This is a genomic window from Kitasatospora sp. NBC_01266, from assembly GCF_036242395.1.
Taxonomy (GTDB): Bacteria; Actinomycetota; Actinomycetes; order Streptomycetales; family Streptomycetaceae; genus Kitasatospora.
Genome location: NZ_CP108458.1, coordinates 7,425,427 through 7,443,563 on the forward strand (window position 1 = coordinate 7,425,427; position 18,137 = coordinate 7,443,563).

At 71.7% G+C, this 18,137-nt stretch carries 17 protein-coding genes; 8 read left to right on the forward strand and 9 right to left on the reverse strand.

Going from position 1 to position 18,137, the window contains the following annotated elements:
• Positions 1–230 precede the first annotated feature (230 nt).
• From OG403_RS31935 to OG403_RS31950, 4 genes are read left to right on the forward strand one after another with little or no spacing between them, the layout of a single operon-like run.
• Complete coding sequence (locus OG403_RS31935) at positions 231–1,931, forward strand: ABC transporter substrate-binding protein (protein ID WP_329570558.1); 1,701 nt, start codon at positions 231–233, stop codon at positions 1,929–1,931.
• Positions 1,932–2,888: an ABC transporter permease gene (locus OG403_RS31940; RefSeq protein WP_329570560.1), complete on the forward strand. Its 957-nt coding sequence runs from the start codon at positions 1,932–1,934 to the stop codon at positions 2,886–2,888.
• Entirely contained in the window at positions 2,885–3,874 is a 990-nt protein-coding gene (locus OG403_RS31945; RefSeq protein ID WP_329570561.1) for an ABC transporter permease, read from the forward strand. Before OG403_RS31940 ends, OG403_RS31945 begins: the two co-directional genes overlap by 4 nt.
• Positions 3,871–5,514, forward strand: a complete 1,644-nt coding sequence (locus OG403_RS31950) for an ABC transporter ATP-binding protein (RefSeq protein WP_329570563.1) — start codon at positions 3,871–3,873, stop codon at positions 5,512–5,514. Before OG403_RS31945 ends, OG403_RS31950 begins: the two co-directional genes overlap by 4 nt.
• A gap of 12 nt (positions 5,515–5,526) precedes the next feature.
• Here the strand turns inward: OG403_RS31950 and OG403_RS31955 are convergent, their stop codons facing one another.
• From OG403_RS31955 to OG403_RS31985, 7 genes are all read right to left on the reverse strand, one after another.
• Positions 5,527–6,363: a class II fructose-bisphosphate aldolase gene (locus OG403_RS31955; RefSeq protein ID WP_329570564.1), complete on the reverse strand. Its 837-nt coding sequence runs from the start codon at positions 6,361–6,363 to the stop codon at positions 5,527–5,529.
• A complete protein-coding gene (locus OG403_RS31960; protein ID WP_329570565.1) occupies positions 6,341–7,276 on the reverse strand; it encodes a 1-phosphofructokinase family hexose kinase in 936 nt (311 codons plus the stop codon). Before OG403_RS31960 ends, OG403_RS31955 begins: the two co-directional genes overlap by 23 nt.
• A complete protein-coding gene (locus tag OG403_RS31965; RefSeq protein ID WP_329570567.1) occupies positions 7,273–8,229 on the reverse strand; it encodes an ROK family protein in 957 nt (318 codons plus the stop codon). Before OG403_RS31965 ends, OG403_RS31960 begins: the two co-directional genes overlap by 4 nt.
• Positions 8,222–9,169: an SIS domain-containing protein gene (locus OG403_RS31970; protein ID WP_329570569.1), complete on the reverse strand. Its 948-nt coding sequence runs from the start codon at positions 9,167–9,169 to the stop codon at positions 8,222–8,224. The genes OG403_RS31965 and OG403_RS31970 overlap by 8 nt, the downstream gene beginning before the upstream one ends.
• 96 nt (positions 9,170–9,265) lie before the next feature.
• Positions 9,266–10,111, reverse strand: a complete 846-nt coding sequence (locus OG403_RS31975; RefSeq protein WP_329570571.1) for a carbohydrate ABC transporter permease — start codon at positions 10,109–10,111, stop codon at positions 9,266–9,268.
• Complete coding sequence (locus OG403_RS31980) at positions 10,111–11,064, reverse strand: carbohydrate ABC transporter permease (protein ID WP_329570572.1); 954 nt, start codon at positions 11,062–11,064, stop codon at positions 10,111–10,113. The genes OG403_RS31975 and OG403_RS31980 overlap by 1 nt, the downstream gene beginning before the upstream one ends.
• A gap of 106 nt (positions 11,065–11,170) precedes the next feature.
• Entirely contained in the window at positions 11,171–12,445 is a 1,275-nt protein-coding gene (locus tag OG403_RS31985; RefSeq protein ID WP_329570574.1) for an extracellular solute-binding protein, read from the reverse strand.
• Between the two features lie 368 nt (positions 12,446–12,813).
• Here OG403_RS31985 and OG403_RS31990 point away from each other — a divergent pair, with 368 nt between their 5' ends.
• The gene (locus tag OG403_RS31990; RefSeq protein WP_329570576.1) at positions 12,814–13,572 is read left to right on the forward strand and encodes a DeoR/GlpR family DNA-binding transcription regulator; all 759 of its coding nucleotides are present in this window, start codon (positions 12,814–12,816) and stop codon (positions 13,570–13,572) included.
• Positions 13,573–13,609: 37 nt separating this feature from the next.
• Here OG403_RS31990 and OG403_RS31995 read toward each other — a convergent pair whose 3' ends face one another.
• Positions 13,610–13,939, reverse strand: a complete 330-nt coding sequence (locus tag OG403_RS31995; RefSeq protein ID WP_329570578.1) for a hypothetical protein — start codon at positions 13,937–13,939, stop codon at positions 13,610–13,612.
• 312 nt (positions 13,940–14,251) lie between these two features.
• Between OG403_RS31995 and OG403_RS32000 the strand changes: the two genes are divergently transcribed.
• Positions 14,252–15,271, forward strand: a complete 1,020-nt coding sequence (locus tag OG403_RS32000) for an LLM class flavin-dependent oxidoreductase (RefSeq protein WP_329570580.1) — start codon at positions 14,252–14,254, stop codon at positions 15,269–15,271.
• A 31-nt stretch (positions 15,272–15,302) separates the two neighbouring features.
• Here the strand turns inward: OG403_RS32000 and OG403_RS32005 are convergent, their stop codons facing one another.
• Positions 15,303–15,827 (reverse strand): GNAT family N-acetyltransferase, encoded by a 525-nt coding sequence (locus OG403_RS32005; protein ID WP_329570582.1) that lies wholly within the window; start codon positions 15,825–15,827, stop codon positions 15,303–15,305.
• A 66-nt stretch (positions 15,828–15,893) separates the two neighbouring features.
• Between OG403_RS32005 and OG403_RS32010 the strand changes: the two genes are divergently transcribed.
• Together OG403_RS32010 and OG403_RS32015 are read left to right on the forward strand one after the other, a co-directional pair.
• Complete coding sequence (locus OG403_RS32010) at positions 15,894–16,463, forward strand: TetR/AcrR family transcriptional regulator (protein WP_329570584.1); 570 nt, start codon at positions 15,894–15,896, stop codon at positions 16,461–16,463.
• A 132-nt stretch (positions 16,464–16,595) separates the two neighbouring features.
• The gene (locus OG403_RS32015) at positions 16,596–18,035 is read left to right on the forward strand and encodes a DHA2 family efflux MFS transporter permease subunit (protein ID WP_329570585.1); all 1,440 of its coding nucleotides are present in this window, start codon (positions 16,596–16,598) and stop codon (positions 18,033–18,035) included.
• Positions 18,036–18,137: the final 102 nt, after the last annotated feature.

Below are 18,137 nucleotides of genomic sequence, written 5' to 3' on the forward strand. Positions count from 1 at the left end.
CGGCCGGAGGGCCGGGCCTGCCGTGCGGCCAGCACCGTGAACCGCACGGTGGCATGTCCTGCGGCTGTCCCCGGCTTGCCTCCGCCTTGCCTCGGCTTTCCTCGTGTTGCGGGTGGATGGCAGTTCGGTGGGCGGTCTTGACCGGGGTTGCCAGGAGTCGCAGAGTTCATGTCAGGTCCCTGCTGTCAGCCGGGGGCGCACAGACCCCCCCCAGGCACGAGGAGTTGGGCATGAGGAAGAGCAGGGCCGTCGCCGCGACCGCGGGATTCGTGCTGCTGGCCGGGCTGGCCACGGCCTGCGGCGGCGGTGCGGCCAAGGGCTTGGCCGCCGCCTTCGACCCGGCCACCTGCCAGGGCGGGACGCTCTCGGTGCTCGCCCAGCAGGGGATGGGCAAGTTCGACCCGGCCGAGCTGTACACCTCCGGTGGCGGCAACGTCCCCAACCTGGTGTTCCGCACCCTCACCACCCGCAACCACACCACCGGCGGCCCGGACGGCGCCAAGGTGGTCCCCGACCTGGCCACCGACACCGGCGAGCCCAGCCAGGACGCCACGGTCTGGACCTACCACCTCAAGGCCGGGCTGAAGTTCGAGGACGGCACGCCGATCACGTCGGCCGACATCAAGTACGGCATCGAGCGCTCCTTCGCGCCGGAACTGCCGGGCGGGCCACCCTATCTGCGCGACTGGCTGATCGGCGGCGAGCAGTACCAGGGCCCCTTCAAGGGCGCCGACCTGCCCTCGATCGAGACCCCCGACAGCAGCACGATCATCTTCCGACTCACCAAGCCCGAGGGCGACTTCCCCTATCTGGCCACCGCCACCCAGTTCGCTCCGGTGCCCAAGGCCAAGGACACCGGCACCGACTACCAGAAGCACCCGATCTCCTCGGGACCGTATGAGGTGACCAGCAACGACAACGGCAACTCCATGGTGCTGGAACGCAATCCGTACTGGTCGCGGAGCATCGACGACCAGCGGCTGGCCTGCCCCGACAAGGTGGTCTTCACCTCGGGGCTCGATCCGGCCGTGATCAACCAGCGGTTGGCCGCCAGCAGCGGCGACGACGCCCGCGCGGTCACCAGCGACACCGACATCGACGCGAGCGTCCTGGCCCGGCTGAACAGCGACTCCGAGCTCAAGAGCCGGGTGGCCACCGGCGACTTCGGGGCCACCCAGTACCTGGCCTTCAACCCCAAGGTGCAGCCGTTCGACAACCCGCTGGTGCGCGAGGCGATCTCCTACGCCGTCGACCGCCAGTCGGTGATCAACGCGGTCGGCGGCAGCGCGGTCGCCAAGCCCGCGACCACCTTCCTGCCCGACCAGGCGGCCTTCGGCTACACCCCCTACGACTACTTCCCGTCCGGCCCGAATGGCGATCCCGCCAAGGCCAAGCAGCTGCTGGCGCAGGCGGGTTACCCGAACGGGCTGAGCATCACGCTGAGCCACGCCACCGACGAGACCGACCTCGGCCCGGCGGTCGCCGCCGCGGTGCAGGAGGCGCTGGGCAAGGCCGGGATCACCGTCAAGCTCGACCCGTCCGCCGACGACGACTACTTCACCAAGACCGAACTGCCCGCCAGCGAGCCCGGGTTCTTCATCGGCGGCTGGGGAGCGGACTGGCCCTCCGGCGGCCCCTTCCTGGCCCCGATCTTCGACGGCCGGCAGATCCTCACCGCCGGCGGCAACTTCAACTCCGCCCAGCTGAACGACCCGCAGGTGAACGCCGAGATCGACGCGGCCAACAAGCTCACCGACCCCGCCGCCGCGCAGCGGGCCTGGGGACAGCTGGACGCCCAACTCGGCAAGCAGGCCTGGACGGTGCCGCTCTACCACCCGATCTACAAGCGGCTGTTCGGCAAGGACGTGAAGAACGCGTACGTCAGCCAGTGGAACGGCGTCTACGACCTGTCCCGGATCTCGGTCAAGTAGATGTCGGGATCAGCATCGTCCGCGTCCTCGGCGGTCAACCCGATCTGGCGGCGGCTGCGCGCCGACCGCGCGGCGATGGCCGGGCTGGCGGTGGTCGTGCTGCTCCTGCTGCTGGCCGCCGCCGCCCCACTGGTCGCCGCGCTGGAGGGGCAGAACCCGACGGCCTTCCACAACGACCTGATCGACTCGGCCACCGGCGGGGTGCCGATCGGCCCGTTCGGCGGGGCGAGCGCCCGGCACTGGCTCGGCGTGGAGCCGGGCACCGGACGCGACGTGCTGGCCCGGCTGGTCTACGGCGCGCAGGTCTCGCTCTCCGTCTCGGTGGGCGCCACCATCGTCCAGATCGCGCTCGGCACGCTGATCGGGCTGGCCGCCGGGCTCGGCAACCGGCTCGCGGACACCGTGCTCAGCCGGACCATGGACCTGGCGATCGCCTTCCCCGGCCTGGTCTTCGCCATCTCGCTGATGGCCGTGGTGCCGGGCTCGTTCCCGCGCCCGGTGCTGCTGATGCTGGTGCTCGGCGTGCTCGGCTGGGGCGGTACGGCCCGGCTGGTGCGCGGGCAGGCGCTCACCCTGCGCTCGCTGGACCACGTCGCGGCGGCCCGGCTCAGCGGGGCCCGCGGCTGGCGCACCGCGCGGCGCGAGATCCTGCCCGGACTGGCCGCGCCGGTGATCACCTACGCGGCGCTGCTGCTGCCCGGCAACGTCACCGCCGAGGCGGGCCTGTCCTTCCTCGGCGTGGGCGTGCGCCCGCCCACCTCCTCCTGGGGGCAGATGCTCTCGGGGGCCACCACCTGGTACCAGGCCGACCCGACCTACGTGCTGCTGCCGGCCGGGCTGCTCTTCGCCACCGTGCTGGCCTTCACCGTGCTCGGCGAGGGGCTGCGCACCGCGCTCGACCCGCGCGCCAAGTCCCGTCTGCGCAGGACGCGTTCACGTCGGGCGGTGTCGGCGTGAGCCGCTTCCTGCTGCGCCGCGCGGTCAGCACGCTGATCGTCATGCTGGTCCTGTCCGTGGTGGTCTACCTGGTGTTCTACGCCGCCCCGCGCGATCCCGCCGTCCTGGTCTGCGGCAAGGGCTGCGACGGCGCCCGGCTGGCCGTGGTGCGGCACAAGCTCGGCACCGACCTGCCGCTCTGGCAGCAGTACTGGCAGTTCCTGCACGGGCTGCTGGCCGGGCGGGACTTCGACGCCGGCACCGACGTCACGCACTGCGCCGCGCCCTGCTTCGGCTACTCCTTCCAGACCGACCAGCCGGTGCTCGGCATGATCACCGCACGGCTGCCGCTGGACGCCTCGCTGACGGTGGGAGCGGCGGTGCTCTGGCTGCTGCTCGGCATCGGCACCGGCGTCCTGTCGGCGCTGCGGCGCGGCGGGATCGGCGAACGGGCGCTGACCGGAGTGACGTTGGCAGGCATGGCGATGCCGGTCTTCCTGGTCGGGCTGCTGCTGATGATGCTCTTCTGCGGCTATCTGCAGTGGCTGCCCTTCCCGAGCTATGTGCCGCTGACCCAGGACCCGCTCGGCTGGGCCTCGAACCTTCTCCTGCCATGGCTCTCGCTGGCCCTGGTGATGGCCGCCGGCTACGCCCGGATGACCCGCAGCTCCCTGCTGGAGACGCTGGCCGAGGACCACATCCGCACCGCCCGGGCCTACGGCCTCGGCGAGCGGCGGATCGTCCTGGGCCACGCGCTGCGCGGCGCGCTCACCCCCGTCATCACGCTGCTCGCGATGGACCTGGGCGGACTGCTCGGCGGCGCCCAACTGACCGAGTCGGTCTTCGGGTTCGACGGGATCGGTCGGCTCCTGGTGGACTCGGTGAACAAGATCGACCTGCCGGTGGTGGTGGGGGTCACGCTCTTCGCGGGCTTCTTCATCGTCATCGCCAACGCCGTCGCGGACCTGCTCTACGCGCTGGCCGACCCGAGAGTGGGACTCCAGTGACGGACGACCCCGACCTGCTCGAAGTCGAGGACCTGACCGTCGACTTCGGCGCGCTGCGCGCCGTGGACGGGCTCTCCTTCACGCTGCCGGCGGGCCGGTCGCTCGGTCTGGTCGGCGAGTCCGGCTCGGGCAAGAGCACCGTGGCCGCGGCCCTGCTCGGGCTGCACCGGACCAGTGCGGCCGCGGTGAGCGGCAGGATCCGGCTGGACGGCACCGACGTGCAGCGCGCCTCCGACGCCGAGTTGCGCCGGCTGCGCGGCGCCCGCGCCGCGATGGTGTTCCAGGATCCGCTCTCCGCGCTGGACCCTTACTGGCCGATCGGCGCGCAGATCGCCGAGGTGCACCGGGTGCACACCGGCGCCGGCCGCCGGGCGGCGGCCGAGCGGGCGGTCCAGGTGCTGGACCGGGTCGGCGTCCCCGACGCCGCCCGGCGGGCCGCCGCCCATCCGCACGAGTTCTCCGGCGGGATGCGGCAACGGGCCCTGATCGCCATGGCCCTGGCCTGCTCGCCCAAGCTGCTGATCGCCGACGAGCCGACCACCGCGCTGGACGTCACCGTCCAGGCGCAGATCCTCGACCTGCTGCACGACCTGCGGGTCGAGCACCGGATGGCGCTGCTGCTGGTCACCCACGACCTGGGCGTGGTGGCCGGCAACACCGACCGGGTGCTGGTGATGCGGGGCGGCCGGGCCGTCGAGCACGGTCCGGTGGCCGAGGTGCTGGGTGCGCCGACGGACCCGTACACCCGGGAACTGATCAGCGCCGTACCGAGGTTGGACGCCCGTCGGCAGGCGCCGGCAGTGGCCGGGGAGGTGCTGCTGAGCGTCCAGGAGCTGCGCAAGGAGTACCCGATCCCCAGCCGCGGGCTGTTCGGCCGGCGCGAGCGACTGGCGGCACTGGACGGCGTCAGCCTGGACCTGCACCGCGGCGAGGCGCTGGGCGTGGTGGGGGAGAGCGGCAGCGGCAAGACCACGCTGGGGCGCCTGCTGGTGCGCCTGCTGGAACCCACCGCCGGGCGGATCCTCTTCGAGGGGCGCGACCTGGCGCACGCCTCCGAGAGCGAACTGCGCCCGGTGCGGCGCGAGTTGCAGATGGTCTTCCAGGACCCGCTGTCCTCGCTCAACCCGCGCCGGACGATCGGCGACGCGATCGCCGACCCGCTGCGGGTGCAGGACCGGGCCGGTGAGGCGCAGGCCCGGTCGGCGGTGGGCGAACTGCTGGAACGGGTCGGCCTGCAACCGGACTGGTACGGCCGCTATCCGCACGAACTCTCCGGCGGACAACGCCAACGCGTGGGCATAGCAAGGGCATTGGCGCTGCGGCCGAAGATCCTGGTGTGCGACGAGCCGGTCTCCTCGCTGGACGTCTCCACCCAGGCCCAGGTGGTCCGGCTGCTGGCCGAGCTGCAGCGGGAGTTCGGGCTGACGCTGGTCTTCGTCGCGCACGACCTGGCGGTGGTGCGGCAGGTCAGCGACCGGATCGCGGTGATGCGAGCCGGCCGGGTGGTGGAGCTGGGGGTCGCCGACGACATCTACGAGAACCCCCAGCATCCTTACACCCGGAGGCTGTTGGCGTCCGTGCCGGTTCCCGATCCGGCGGTGGAGGGGGAACGGCGGTTGGCCCGGGCCGCGTTGGCCTGACGGCTGGACGCGTCAGGCGCCGGTCAGGATGCGCAGCAGCCGGGCGACCTCCGCGGCGACGGCGTCGCGGGCGGGGCCGAGGTACTTGCGGGGGTCGGCGACCTCGGGATGTGCGTCGAGGTAGCCGCGGGCGGTCCGGGTGAAGGTCTTGTTGAGGTGGGTGGAGATGTTGACCTTCGTCATTCCGGCGTTGACGGCCTTGGTGAGGTCGGTGTCGCCGACGCCGGAGGAGCCGTGCAGGACCAGCGGGGTGCGCACGGCATCGCGCAGCCGGGTGATGAGCGCGAAGTCGAGGACGGCGTCGCGGGTGAGCATGGTGTGCGAGCTGCCCACGGCTACGGCGAGCGCGTCGACGGCGGTGGCAGCGACGAACTCGCGGGCCTCGTCCGGGTCGGTGCGCACGCCGGGGGCGTGGGCGCCGTCCTTGCCGCCGACCTCGCCGAGTTCGGCTTCGACGAAGACACCGTGGTCGTGGCAGAACGCGGTGATCTCCCGGGTCGCGGCGACGTTCTCGGCGTAGGGGAGTTTCGCGGCGTCGAACATGACCGAGGTGAAGCCGAGTTGGACGGCCTCGCGCACCAGGTCGGCGGATTCGGCGTGGTCGAGGTGGACGGCCACCGGCACCCGCGCCGCCCGGGCGGTCGCGAGCGAGGCGAGCGCGATGGGTTCCAGGGCGCCGTGGTAGCGGGCGGTGTTCTCGCTGATCTGCAGGATCACCGGGCGACCGGCGGCCTCGGCGCCGGTCACGATGGCGTGCGCGTGCTCGATCTGCACCACGTTGAACGCGCCGACGCCGACGCTGTGTTCGGCGGCGTGCCGGACGATGTCATGGGTGGGTGTGAGTGGCATGGATGTCCTCCACGGGTACGGCGGTACGGAGTCGGCGGTAGGTGTCGGCGTCGAAGTCGCCGGCCACCGGGCAGGGGACGGCGGCGGCGGACAGGGCCACGGCCTCGCGCAGGATGCCGGGCCAGGGTGTGCCCGCCGCGAGTCCGGCGGCGAGGGCGGCGACGCAGGCGTCGCCCGCGCCGGTCGGGTTGCCGCTCAGCCGCTCGGTCGGCGTGGCACGCCAACTGCCCTGCTCGGTGAGCGCGTAGAGCCCGTCCGGACCGCAGGAGGCGACCACCGCGCGGGCGCCCAGGGCGCGCAGTGCGGCGGCTCCGGCCGCGATGTCCTGGTGGCCGGTGACGGCGGCGAGTTCGGCGGCATTGGGCTTGACCACGTCGGGACCGGTGTCGAGCGCGGCCAGCAGGGCGGGGCCGCTGGTGTCCAGCACGGTCGCCGCGTCCGCCACCGCGGCCAGGGTGATCAGCTGCGCGTACGCGTCGTCCGGCAGCCCCGGGGGGAGACTGCCGGAGAGCACGACGACCTCGGCGTCACGGACGAGTTGGGCGTAGCGGGCGGTGAAGGCGCGCCACTCGTCGGGCTGGACGGTCGGACCGGCCTGGTTGAAGACGGTGGCGTCGCCGTCCTCGCGGGAGACGACGGTGACGGTGCGCCGGGAGTCGCCCGCGATGGGCACGAGCTCGTCCGCCAGCCCGACCGCGCGCAGTTCGCCGCGCAGCGCGGCACCCGTCGGGCCGCCGGCCAGGCCGGTCACCATGGTCGGCTGCCCCAGGGCGGCGAGCACCCGGGCGACGTTGACGCCCTTGCCGCCGGCGCGTTCGTGCAAGGCGTCGACCCGGTGCGAGGCGCGGGGGACCAGGGCGTCGACGAAGTAGGTGACGTCCAGGGCGGCGTTGAGCGTGACGGTGAGGATCACGGTGCCACCGCCCCGGCGAGCCCGGACCCGACGGCCTGCCAGGCGTACAGCCCGGCGCCCAGGCAGCCGGCCTCGTCGCCCAGCGCCGCGCGGACCACCCTCGGCTGCCGCTGGAAGGTGAGCTGCTCGGCCAGCGCGGTCCGCACGGGTGCGAGCAGGAGTTCACCGGCCTCGGCGAGGCCGCCGCCGAGCACGATCAGCTCGGGTGCGAGCAGGGTGGTGGCGGTGGCGAGCGCGGTGGCCAGGGCCCGGGCCGCGCGCTGCCAGACCGCGTGGGCGTCCGGATCGCCCTGGGCGAGCAGCACCGCGACCTGGTGGGCGCCCTCGACGGCGCGCCCGGTGCGGGCGCGGTAGGCGGCGGCGACGGCCGGCGCGGCGGCGGCTGTCTCCAGGCACCCGCGGCTGCCGCACCCGCACGGCGCACCATCGGACTCGACCACTAGATGGCCGAGTTCACCCGCGTAGCCACCGGCCCGCAGCGGGTGGCCGTCGCTGATGACGGCGGCGGAGATGCCGGTGCCGATGGCCACGAAGAGGACGTCGCGCGCACCGCGGGCGGCGCCGCGGACCGCTTCGGCGTACCCGCCGGCCCGCACGTCGTGGCCGAGCGTGACGGGCAGCGCGGTGCGCTGCTCGAGGAGCTCGGCGAGCGGGAGATCACGCCAGCCGATGTTCGCCGAGTAGACGGCGCGGGCCGACTCCTCGTCGACGATGCCGGGCACGACCACCCCGGCCCGGCGGACCGCCAGGCCGCGCTCGGCGGCCTGGCGGGCGAGGAGCAGCAGGGTGGCGGCGATCTCGTCCACCACCGCCTGTGGGCCGGCGCCCCGGGGGGTCGGCCGGCGCACCGTCCGCAGGGCCGTCAGGTCCCGGTCCAGCAGCGCGCCCTTCATACCGGTGCCGCCGACGTCCAGGGCGATCACACACTCGCCCTCAACGGGCTTTTCAGGCAACGGAGTTCTCCAGGACGACCGAGCGGGTGAGGTTCAGCGGGCGGTCGGGGTCCAGCCCCTGCGCCTCGGCGATCGCGACCGCCAGGCGCTGGGCCCGGATGAGGTCGGCGAGCGGGTCCAGGTCTTCGGCGGCGTGCTGGGAGCCGGCCACCAGGGTGCCGCCGACCCGGGCGATGTCGCCGGCCAGGCCGGTGGGCAGCGCGCCGAACATCCAGGTCACCCGGCCGGGCCTGGTGATGCTGATCGGGCCGTGCCGGTACTCCATGGCGGGGTAGGCCTCGGTCCACGCGCCGGCGGCCTCGCGCATCTTCAGCCCGGCCTCCAGCGCCAGCCCGTAGGTCCAGCCGCTGCCGAGGAAGGTGAACTGCTCGGCGCCGCGGACCTCTTCGGCCAGCGGCGCGGCGATCGCCCGCTCGGCGTCCTCGGCCGCCCGGGCGAGGGTGCGCACGCCGGCCGGCAGCGCGTCCTCGGCCTCCAGGTGGGCACGTAGCAGCGCCAGCGCGGTGGTGGCGAAGCGGGTCTGCACCACCGACTCCTCGTCGGCGAAGTCCAGCACGGCCACGTCGTCGGCCGCCGTCATCACCGGCGTCGCGGGATCGGCGGTGATCGCGCCGGTGCGCACCGTGCCGCGCACCTGGTCGAGCAGCGCCAGGACCTCGGTGGTGGTGCCGGAGCGGGTGATGGCCAGGATCCGGTCGTAGTCGCGCGGGCCGGGGAACTCCGAGGCGGCGAAGGCGTCGGTCTTGCCGTGGCCGCCGCTCTCGCGCAGCACCGCGTAGGACTGCGCCATGAACCAGGAGGTGCCGCAGCCGATGACGGCCACGCTCTCACCCCGGCGGGGCAGGGCGGCGGCGTGCTGGGTGAGCGAGGCGGCGGCCTGGCGCCAGCAGTCGGGCTGGGAGGCGATCTCGACGCTCGTCCGGGAGGGTGTGGTGGGCATGCGCAAGCTCCTTCGGAGCAGAGGGGGTTGGGGCGGGAGGTGGGGCGGTTGCTTCACGCAGCGGGTACTTCAGGGAGCGGCTACTTCGCGGAGCGGCTACTTCACGGAGCCGGCGGTCAGGCCGGAGACCACCTGGCGCTCGATGAACGCGAAGAGCACGACCACCGGCACGATGGCGATGACCGATCCGGCGAAGAGGTAGTTCCACTGGACCGTGTAGTCGCCGATGAAGCTGTTGATGCCGACGGTGAGCGGCTGGCTGCTCGGAACGGTGGAGAGGGTCAGGCCCATCACGAACTCGTTCCACGCCGAGATGAAGGTGAAGATGACGGCGGTGACCACCCCCGGCATGGCCAGTGGCAGGATCACCCGGCGCAGCACGCTGAGCCGCCCGAGCCCGTCGATCATGGCGGCCTCCTCCAACTCCACCGGGATCGAGGAGATGTAGGCGGTGAGGATCCAGATCGCGAACGCCAGGTTGAAGGCGGCGTTGCACAGGATCAGCGTCCAGACCGAGTTGAGCATGCCGAGCTGGAAGAACTCGCGGTACAGGCCGACCAGCAGCGAGGTGGGCTGGAACATCTGGGTGACCAGGACGAGCAGCAGGAAGTACTTGCGGCCGCGGAACTTGATCCGCGCGGTGTAGTACGCGGCGGGCAGCGCGACCAGCAGGGCCAGCAGCGTGGAGCCGGCGGCCACCAGCAGGGTCACCTTCAGGTTGTCGCCGAGGGTGGAGTCGCGCCACACGTCGATGAAGTTGGACCAGGCGAAGTGGTGGGGGAGGTAGCCGGGATCGCGCAGTTCGTCGGCGGGCCGCAGCGCGGTGATCACCATCTCGGCGTACGGCAGCAGGAAGACCATGGCCAGCAGCCAGGCGACGGCGGCGACGACCATCGTACGCGGTCGCAACCGCGGCTTCACGGAATCCGTCTGACGGTTCATCAGCTCTCGTCCTCCTTCCAGCGGCTGACCTTGAGGAAGACCAGCACCATCACCACGACCAGCGCGAAGTTGACCACCGACATCGCCGCGGACTCGCCGATGTCGGTGTCCTTCAGCTGGTACATGAACACCGTCGTGGTGGAGGTGGCGTTGCTCGGACCGCCCTGCGTCATGCCCCAGATGATCGGGAAGGAGTTGAAGACGTTGATCAGGTTGATCACCACACCGACCAGGAAGGCCGGGCGCAGCAGCGGCAGGGTGATCTTGCGGTAGGTCTGCCAGGTGGACGCGCCGTCGACCCGCGCGGCCTCGTACACCTCGCCGGGGACGGTCTGCAGTCCGGCCAGCAGGGTGTAGGTGGTGAAGGGCAGTGAGACGAAGATCGCGACGAACATCATCCACGGCCAGGCCGTGTCGGGGGAGCCGAGCCAGTCCTTGGGGCCGCTGATCAGGCCGAGGTCGGTCATCGCGGTGTTGAGCACGCCGGCGGTCTGGTTGAGCATCCACTTGAAGCCGATGGCGGTCATCAGCACGGAGGCCGCCCAGGGCGCGATCAGTGCCCACCGGGTGAGCCGGCGGCCCGGGAACTCCTGGTTGAACAGCTGCGCCAGGGCCAGCGAGAGCAGCATCGTCAGGCCGACGACGGTGACCGTCCAGATGACGGTGGAGACCAGGACGTGGCCGAGGTCGGGCTCGGCGAAGAGCTTGCGGTACTTGTCCAGGCCGGCCGAGCCGCGGACGAACCCGCTGCTGCTGATCCGCAGGAACGAGGTGTGGACCATCTCGTAGACGGGCCAGAGCACGACCAGCACGATCAGCAGGACCGCCGGGGCGATCCAGGGCAGCGGGCCCAGCCGCTCGAGGCCCGAGCGCCGCGGCTTCGCCTGGGCCGAGCGGGGCGGTTCGCCCCGGCTCGGCCCGGGGGCCTTGGGGGCGGTGGAGGTGAGGGACACGGGTGGTGCCTTCCGTGTGTGTGCGGCAGTGCCTGCCGTACGGCTTTCGACGTGCGGTGCGCGGTGGGTGGGGGGAGCGGCCGTCCCCCCACCGGCGTCCGGGGGCCTAGTTGTCGGAGGCGGCGTCCTGGGCCTTCTTCTGCAGGTCGCCCAGCACCTTGGCCGGGTCGCCGCTGACGGCGGTGCCGATGCTCTGCTTGATCTGGGCGGAGACGGTGTCCCAGGTGGTGTTGCCCACCGGGTAGAAGGCGGCCTGCGGCAGCAGCGCGAAGAACGGCGTCAGGTCCGGGTGCTTGCCGCTGGAGGTCATCGCCTGGAGGGTGTCCTGGGTGACCGGCATCAGGTTGTAGGTCTCGTCGAACTTCAGCGTGTTCTGCTCGGAGTACGCGAAGTCCAGGAACTGCTTGATCTGGGCCTGGTGGCCGTTCTTCTTGAAGGCCATCATCCAGTCCGCCACGCCCAGGGTGGACTTGAGCGCGCCGTTCTTGCCGGGGATCGGCGCCACGCCGTAGTCGACCTTGCCGGCGGTCGACATCTGGATCAGCGAGGGGTGGCCGTTGAGCATGGCGGCCTTGCCCGCGGCGAAGTCGGCGAAGGCGGTCTTGCGGTCGGTGGTGGCGGGGTTGGCGTAAGTCAGGCCCGGGGCGACCAGGTTGCTCTTCAGCCAGCTGAAAGTGTCGATGTTGGCCTGGCTGTTGAGCGTGTACTTGCCGGAACCGTCGGTGGGGCCACCGCCGTTGCCGAGCTCCCAGATCATGCTCTCGCCCTGTGCCTCCTCGGGGCCGAGCGGCAGCGCGTAGGGGGTGACGCCGGGCACCTTGGCCTTGATCAGGGCCGCGTCGTTCTTGATGTCGTCCCAGGTCTGCGGCGGGGTGGTGATGCCGGCCTGGGCGAAGATCGTCTTGTTGTAGAAGAAGGCGCGGGCCGAGGAGACGAACGGGATGCCGTACTGGGTGCCGTCGACCTGGCCGGCCTTGGCGAAGCTGGGGATCAGGTTGCTCGCGGTGGCGGGGGACAGGACGTCGGAGGTGGGGTAGAGCAGGTTGTCGGCGACCTTGTCGGCGTAGCCGCCGGTCTGCAGGATGTCCGGCATGTTGCCGCTCTGGATCATCGTCTTGACCTGCGTGTCGATGTCGTTCCAGTTGATCACCTGGACGTCGACCTTGATCTTCGGGTTGGCGGCCTCGAAGGTCTTGGTGAGGTCGTTCCAGTAGAGCGAAGAGCTGTTGGACGCCTGGTCGCCGTAGTCGGCCGCGACGAGCTTGAGGGTGACGGTCCCGTCCGCGGAGGCGGACCCGCTGCCGCCACTGCTGCCGCACGCCGTGAGCGTGAGGGTGCTGATCGCACACGCCGCCGCAAAGCTGAGCACACGCTTGTTCACTGCAGTTACCGCCTTCGCACCGTCGGACCCGCGCCTGTGAGGGTCCACTCCTGGGATGTGCAAGGTCTGACGAGCTCGGGCAGCGTTGCGTCGCCCCGACCATAGGATGCGTGAAGCTGATCAGACCTGGCAAGTTTTGAGCAGTTCCGAAAAGGATGCTGCCGCGCCGCGAAGTATTCACGAAGGTGGACTCATGGGTCCAGGGGTCGTTACTGGACCGTTGTGATCTGGCGATGCTCGCTCTTGCTCAGTTGGCGTCAGGTGTGAGCAGTGGCTACGCGGCGCCAGTCCACCCGTAGCGGCCGCTCTGAGCTGTGATGAAGGGTGATTCGGGCGGTATCGGGCCGGTCAGCGGCTACACTGCCGCCATGCTCAAAGCTGATCGAATTGCGCGCATCCTTGACCACGTCGCCAAGGCGGGCAGTGCCGACGTGCACGCACTCACCGAGCTGCTCGGCGTCTCGAGCGCGACGATCCGCCGGGACCTGCAGTCCCTGCACGAGCAGGGGCTGCTGCACCGCACCCGGGGCGGGGCCGTGACCGGTGCGGTCAACCTGGAACTGCCGTTGCGGCACCGGGCCGGACGGCAGCAGGCGGAGAAGCTGCGGATCGCGCTGGCCGCCGCCCAACTGGTCCCGGAGGGCGCCGTGGTGGGCATGACCGGCGGCACCACCGTCACCGAGATCGCCCGGGTGCTGGCCGAGCGCAGCGGGCTCACCATCGTGACCAACGCCGTCAACATCGCCGCCGACCTGATCGTCCGCCCCGACAACCGGCTGGTGGTCGTGGGCGGCAACGCCCGAACGGCCAGCTACGAGCTGGTCGGACCGGCGGCCGAGCGGATGCTGAGCCAGTACCACCTGGACGTCGCCTTCATCGGCGTGGACGGCCTGACCGCGAGCGAGGGCTGCACCACGCACGACGAGATGGAGGCCCACACCGACCGCGCGTTCCTGCGCAGCAGCGCCCGCTCGGTGGTGGTCGCGGACAGCACCAAGATCGGCCGGGTGACCTTCGCCGGGATCTGCCCGCTCGCCGAGATCGACGACCTGGTCACCGACGACGCGCTCGCCGCGGAGCAGGAGGACGCCATCGCCAAGCACGGCGTCCGCGTCCTGCGCGCCTGACGCGCGGGCTCACCCGTGCCAGCTCACCCGTGCCAGCTCAGCCGTACCAGGAGACCTCGGTCGGCCGCGATCGGTGCAGCGGCACCCGCTCGGTCATCTGAAGCCGCACGTCGTCCTGGAGCAGGACACTGGTCGGCTCGCCCGTGATGCGGCCGGGGAGGCTCACCTGTACCTCGATGGGGCACGGCGGGTCGGTCGGCAGCACGGTGGTCAGCGACCGCACCTGGGCATGGTGGTCGTGGACGCGGTCGACCGCCACCTCCTTGCCGTCGACCAGCAGGTCGACTTCCCGAGTCCCGCCCAGGTACACCTCGGCGGTCACGGAGCAGCCGGCGTGTTCGCAGTGGAAGTGGTAGTCGCGGCCCATGACCGCCTCCGATCGCGGCGAAGATCCTGCGGTTCCAGCGTGGCACCCGGTGACGGTGAACGCGAGGACGGGCGGTCGCGGCCCAGCTGGTGGGTGCGGGCGATCCCGACCTCGCTCCCGCGCCAACTCGGCGTGTTGCGGCAGCATTGCAGGTTGTGCCACCGGGTACCGCGCTGACCTGTGCTGATGCCGCTCTGGTCGAAACCGGTCGCGCTCTGTGCCCGCTGCGGGGCCGGTGCCTCGGTTACAGTCGGCTGCCGTGCGCGCCTGCTCGGTGCGCACCCGGCCAGGACCCGGACGAGGGAGGAAGCTGTGCCGCTGGAGGCGGAGCCGCTACGGAAGTTGGGCTTCCTGACGATCGGGCTGTTCGAGGAGGACGACCCGGGGCGGGGCCACGAGGCGACGCTCGAACTCATCGCCCTGGGTGAGCAACTCGGATTCGACAGCGCGTGGGTGCGCCATCGTCATCTGCAGTACGGCATCTCCTCTCCGGTGGCCGTCCTGGCGGCGGCCTCGCAGCGCACCAGCCGGATCGAGCTGGGCACGGCGGTGATACCCCTGGGCTGGGAGAACCCGTTGCGGCTGGCCGAGGACCTGGCGACGGTCGACATCCTCTCCGGCGGCCGCCTCAACCCGGGGGTCAGCGTGGGGCCGCCGACGCACTACGACCACGTCAAGGGCGCGCTCTACCCCGACACCGGCGACAGCGAGGACTTCGGCTTCGACCGGGTCCGGCGGCTGCTGGACTTCGTCCGGGGCGAGCCGGTCAGCGAGTTCAGCGGGACCGAGGGCTTCGAGGAGTTCTCGAAGCGCGTTCAGCCCCACGCTCCAGGCCTGGGGCGCCGGTTGTGGTACGGCGGTGGCAGCCTGCGGTCGGCGCGGTGGGCCGGCGAGCACGGGATGAACCTGCTGACCAGCAGTGTGGTGAAGGCCGAGCAGTCCGAGGACTTCGCCGAGATCCAGCTGTCGCAGATCAGGACGTTCCGGGCCGCCCACCCCGAGGGCGACCGCGCCCGGGTCTCCCAGGGCCTGGTCGTCATCCCCACCGACACCGCCACCCGGGAGCAGCGCGCCAGGTACGAGGAGTACGCGCGCAAACGGGCGCCGCGTACCGCCGCGCCGCAGGGGCCGGCCCGCCTGATGTTCGCCCCCGACCTCGTCGGCAGCTCTGCGGAGATCGCCGAACGGCTCTACGCCCACCCGGCCTTCCGCGAGGTCGACGAGGTCGCCTTCGCGCTGCCCTTCACCTTCCAGCGCGACGACTACCTGCAGATCCTCACGGACATCGCCACCAGGCTCGGCCCCGCGCTCGGCTGGCGACCGGCGGCCTGATCTCGAGGAAGGGCGGCAGGAGGGGGGCGGTCTAGCCCTGCCCGGTGGGCTGCTCGCTCCGATCGCGGCAGAGCAGCCGGGTGATGCTCCCGTCCTCCTCGGTGAGGTCCCTGAGCTGCCGGAATCCGAGCTTCTGAAGGGCCGTCAGCGAAGCGGCGTTCTGCTCCGCCACGGTCGCGTAGACCTGCGCCAGGTCCGGCGTCCCGAAGCCGTGGGTGACCACGGCCCTCGCCAGCTCGGTGCCGAGGCCGCGCCCCCACAGCTCGGGGGTGAGGGCGTAGACCAGCTCGTGCCCCTCGACGACCTTCGCCGGCTTGATCTCCGCGTGGCCGACCAGGCGGCCGCCCTGGCGCACCGCCCAGACGTCGAAGCGCTCGCGCTGGTAGGCATGGGCGAAGATCCGGGCGAACGCGGCGCGGTAGTCGGCCTCGGGCCAGGGTCCGTCGCCCATCCACCGGGAGACCCGGGCATCCATGAAGAGCGCCACGAAGTCGTCCTCGTCGGTGGGTGCGTACGGTTCGAGCAGCAGCCGATCGGTGTGCAGCGTGGGAGTCATGACGGGGGACGCTAATCGCCGGGCAGCCCCTTGACCAAGTTAGTGAGTGACCAATAACTTAGTTCCATGGCAAGGACGAGCATGCGGATGTCGGCGGAGGAACGGCGCGAGAGTGTCATCCGCGCGGCGGTGATCGAGTTTGCCGAGCGTGGCTACAACGGCACCTCCACCCAGGCGATCGCCGCCCGGGTCGGTGTCTCCCAGCCGTATCTGTTCCGGCTCTTCCCGAGCAAGCGGGCGCTGTTCGAGGCGGCGGTGCGGCGCTGCGTGCACGACGTCAAGGCGACGCTCATCGGGGCGGTCGAGGGGCTGGAGGATCCGGAGGCCCGGGCCGCGGCGATGGGTGACGCGTATCTCGAGTTGCTGGCCGACCGCAGCCTGCTGCTGATGCAGATGCAGATGTACGTCTCCACGGCCGCCATGGAGGCGCAGGGGGAGGCGGAGGTGGGGGAGGCGGTACGGGCGCTCTGGCTCGACCTCTGGGACTCCGTGCAGGAGGCCTCCGGCATGAGCACGGAGAAGGTCACCGAGTTCTTCGCGCACGGGATGCTGATCAACACGCTGCTCGCCATGGGTTTTCCGCGCGACCACCGGATCTGGGACGGGTTCGGGATCAAGGGTGACCGCTGCGGGTAGCGGCGGGCTGCGGCCGGACCGGCGCTTGGCCGCGCGCCCGGTGGTCCTGGGCTCTTTCTGCCCACGAAAGTTATTGAGCAATTACTACCTATCTCCTGTCAGCACCACCTGGTTCTCGTGAGGAGTTCCGTCATGCGCAGAGGCAGCCCGGCGATCTGGGCCTTCGTCATCACCAGCACCGCCGGATTCATGGCCGCGCTGGACAACCTGGTCGTCACCACCGCACTCACCGCCATCCGGCGCCATCTCGGCGGCGGCATCAGCGACCTCGAGTGGACCGTCAACGCCTACACCCTCAGCTTCGCCGTCCTGCTGCTGTTCGGCGCGGCGCTCGGTGACCGGTTCGGCCGCCGCCGGATCTTCACCGTGGGGCTCGGGGTCTTCACCCTCGCCTCGCTCGCGGCCGCCCTGGCTCCGAACATCAACGCGCTGATCGCGGCCAGGGCCGTGCAGGGAGTCGGCGCGGCGATGCTCACGCCGGTCAGCCTGACGCTGCTCACCGCGGCGGTGCCGGCGGCCAAGCGCGGGCTGGCCTTCGGCGCCTGGGGCGCGGTCAACGGAATGGCCGTGGCGATGGGCCCGCTGATCGGCGGGACCGTGGTGGAGCACCTGTCCTGGCAGTGGATATTCGCCCTGAACGTTCCGCTGGGCCTGCTGCTGCTGCCGCTCGCCCGGCTGCGGCTGACCGAGAGCGTGGGCCCGAACGGCCGGCTCGACGCCACGGGCACCGCCCTGGTCAGCGCCGCGCTCTTCGGCATCGTCTACGCCGTCATCCGGGGCAACGACGACGGCTGGACCAGCGCCCCGGTGCTGACCGGCCTGATCGGCGGTGGAGTGCTGCTGATCGCCTTCCTCGCCTGGGAGCGGCGCAGCTCGGCGCCGGCGCTGCCGCTGCGGCTGTTCCGCAGCCGGGCCTTCTCGGCGGTCAACGCGGCCACCACGCTGATGTCCCTGGGCATGTTCGGGGCGATCTTCCTGCTCAGCCAGTTCCTGCAGGCGGCGCAGGGGTTCAGCCCGGTGGAGGCGGGCGTGCGGATGCTGCCGTGGACCGGGATGCCGATGCTGGTCGCCCCGGTGGCCGGGCTGCTGGCGGACCGGATCGGCGGCCGGAACATCATCGCCGCCGGGCTCGCCCTGCAGGCGCTCGGCCTCGGCTGGTTCGCGGCGGTCGCCACGGCCGACGTCAGCTACGCCGCGCAGGTCCCGGCCCTGGTCATGTCCGGGGTCGGGATGGCGCTCTTCTTCGCCCCGGTCGCCACGCTGCTGATGGGCTCGGTCCGCCCGCAGGAGCAGGGCGTCGCCTCGGGGATCAACAACGCGCTGCGGGAGGTGGGCGGTGCGCTCGGCGTCGCCGTCCTCACCGCGGTCTTCACCGCGCACGGGGACTACAGCAGCGCTCGGCGCTACGTGGACGGCCTGGTCCCGGCGCTCTGGGTGGGCGCGTCGGTGATCGCCGTCGCGGCGCTGACGGTCCTCGCCGCACCGCGCCGCACCGCGACCGAACCGGCGGACGAGGTGCGGGCGGGGACGACCGGCCTGGCCGCGGAGCCCCAGCAGGCGCTGCCTGCCTGACCGCCCCCCGCCCGGCGGGCCCGACGAACCGTCCTGCCGGGCCGTACGACGGCACCGCGTCCGCACGGATGCGGGGCCGTCGTTGTCGGGCACCCCCGGACT

Coding starts and splice junctions, on each gene's coding strand:
- OG403_RS31975 (WP_329570571.1), bottom strand. CDS start 10,111: ATGAACCGTCAGACGGATTCCGTGAAGCCGCGGTTGCGACCGCGTACG.
- OG403_RS31990 (WP_329570576.1), top strand. CDS start 12,814: ATGCTCAAAGCTGATCGAATTGCGCGCATCCTTGACCACGTCGCCAAG.
- OG403_RS31955 (WP_329570564.1), bottom strand. CDS start 6,363: ATGCCACTCACACCCACCCATGACATCGTCCGGCACGCCGCCGAACAC.
- OG403_RS31940 (WP_329570560.1), top strand. CDS start 1,932: ATGTCGGGATCAGCATCGTCCGCGTCCTCGGCGGTCAACCCGATCTGG.
- OG403_RS32015 (WP_329570585.1), top strand. CDS start 16,596: ATGCGCAGAGGCAGCCCGGCGATCTGGGCCTTCGTCATCACCAGCACC.
- OG403_RS31935 (WP_329570558.1), top strand. CDS start 231: ATGAGGAAGAGCAGGGCCGTCGCCGCGACCGCGGGATTCGTGCTGCTG.
- OG403_RS31995 (WP_329570578.1), bottom strand. CDS start 13,939: ATGGGCCGCGACTACCACTTCCACTGCGAACACGCCGGCTGCTCCGTG.
- OG403_RS31970 (WP_329570569.1), bottom strand. CDS start 9,169: ATGCCCACCACACCCTCCCGGACGAGCGTCGAGATCGCCTCCCAGCCC.
- OG403_RS32010 (WP_329570584.1), top strand. CDS start 15,894: ATGGCAAGGACGAGCATGCGGATGTCGGCGGAGGAACGGCGCGAGAGT.
- OG403_RS32005 (WP_329570582.1), bottom strand. CDS start 15,827: ATGACTCCCACGCTGCACACCGATCGGCTGCTGCTCGAACCGTACGCA.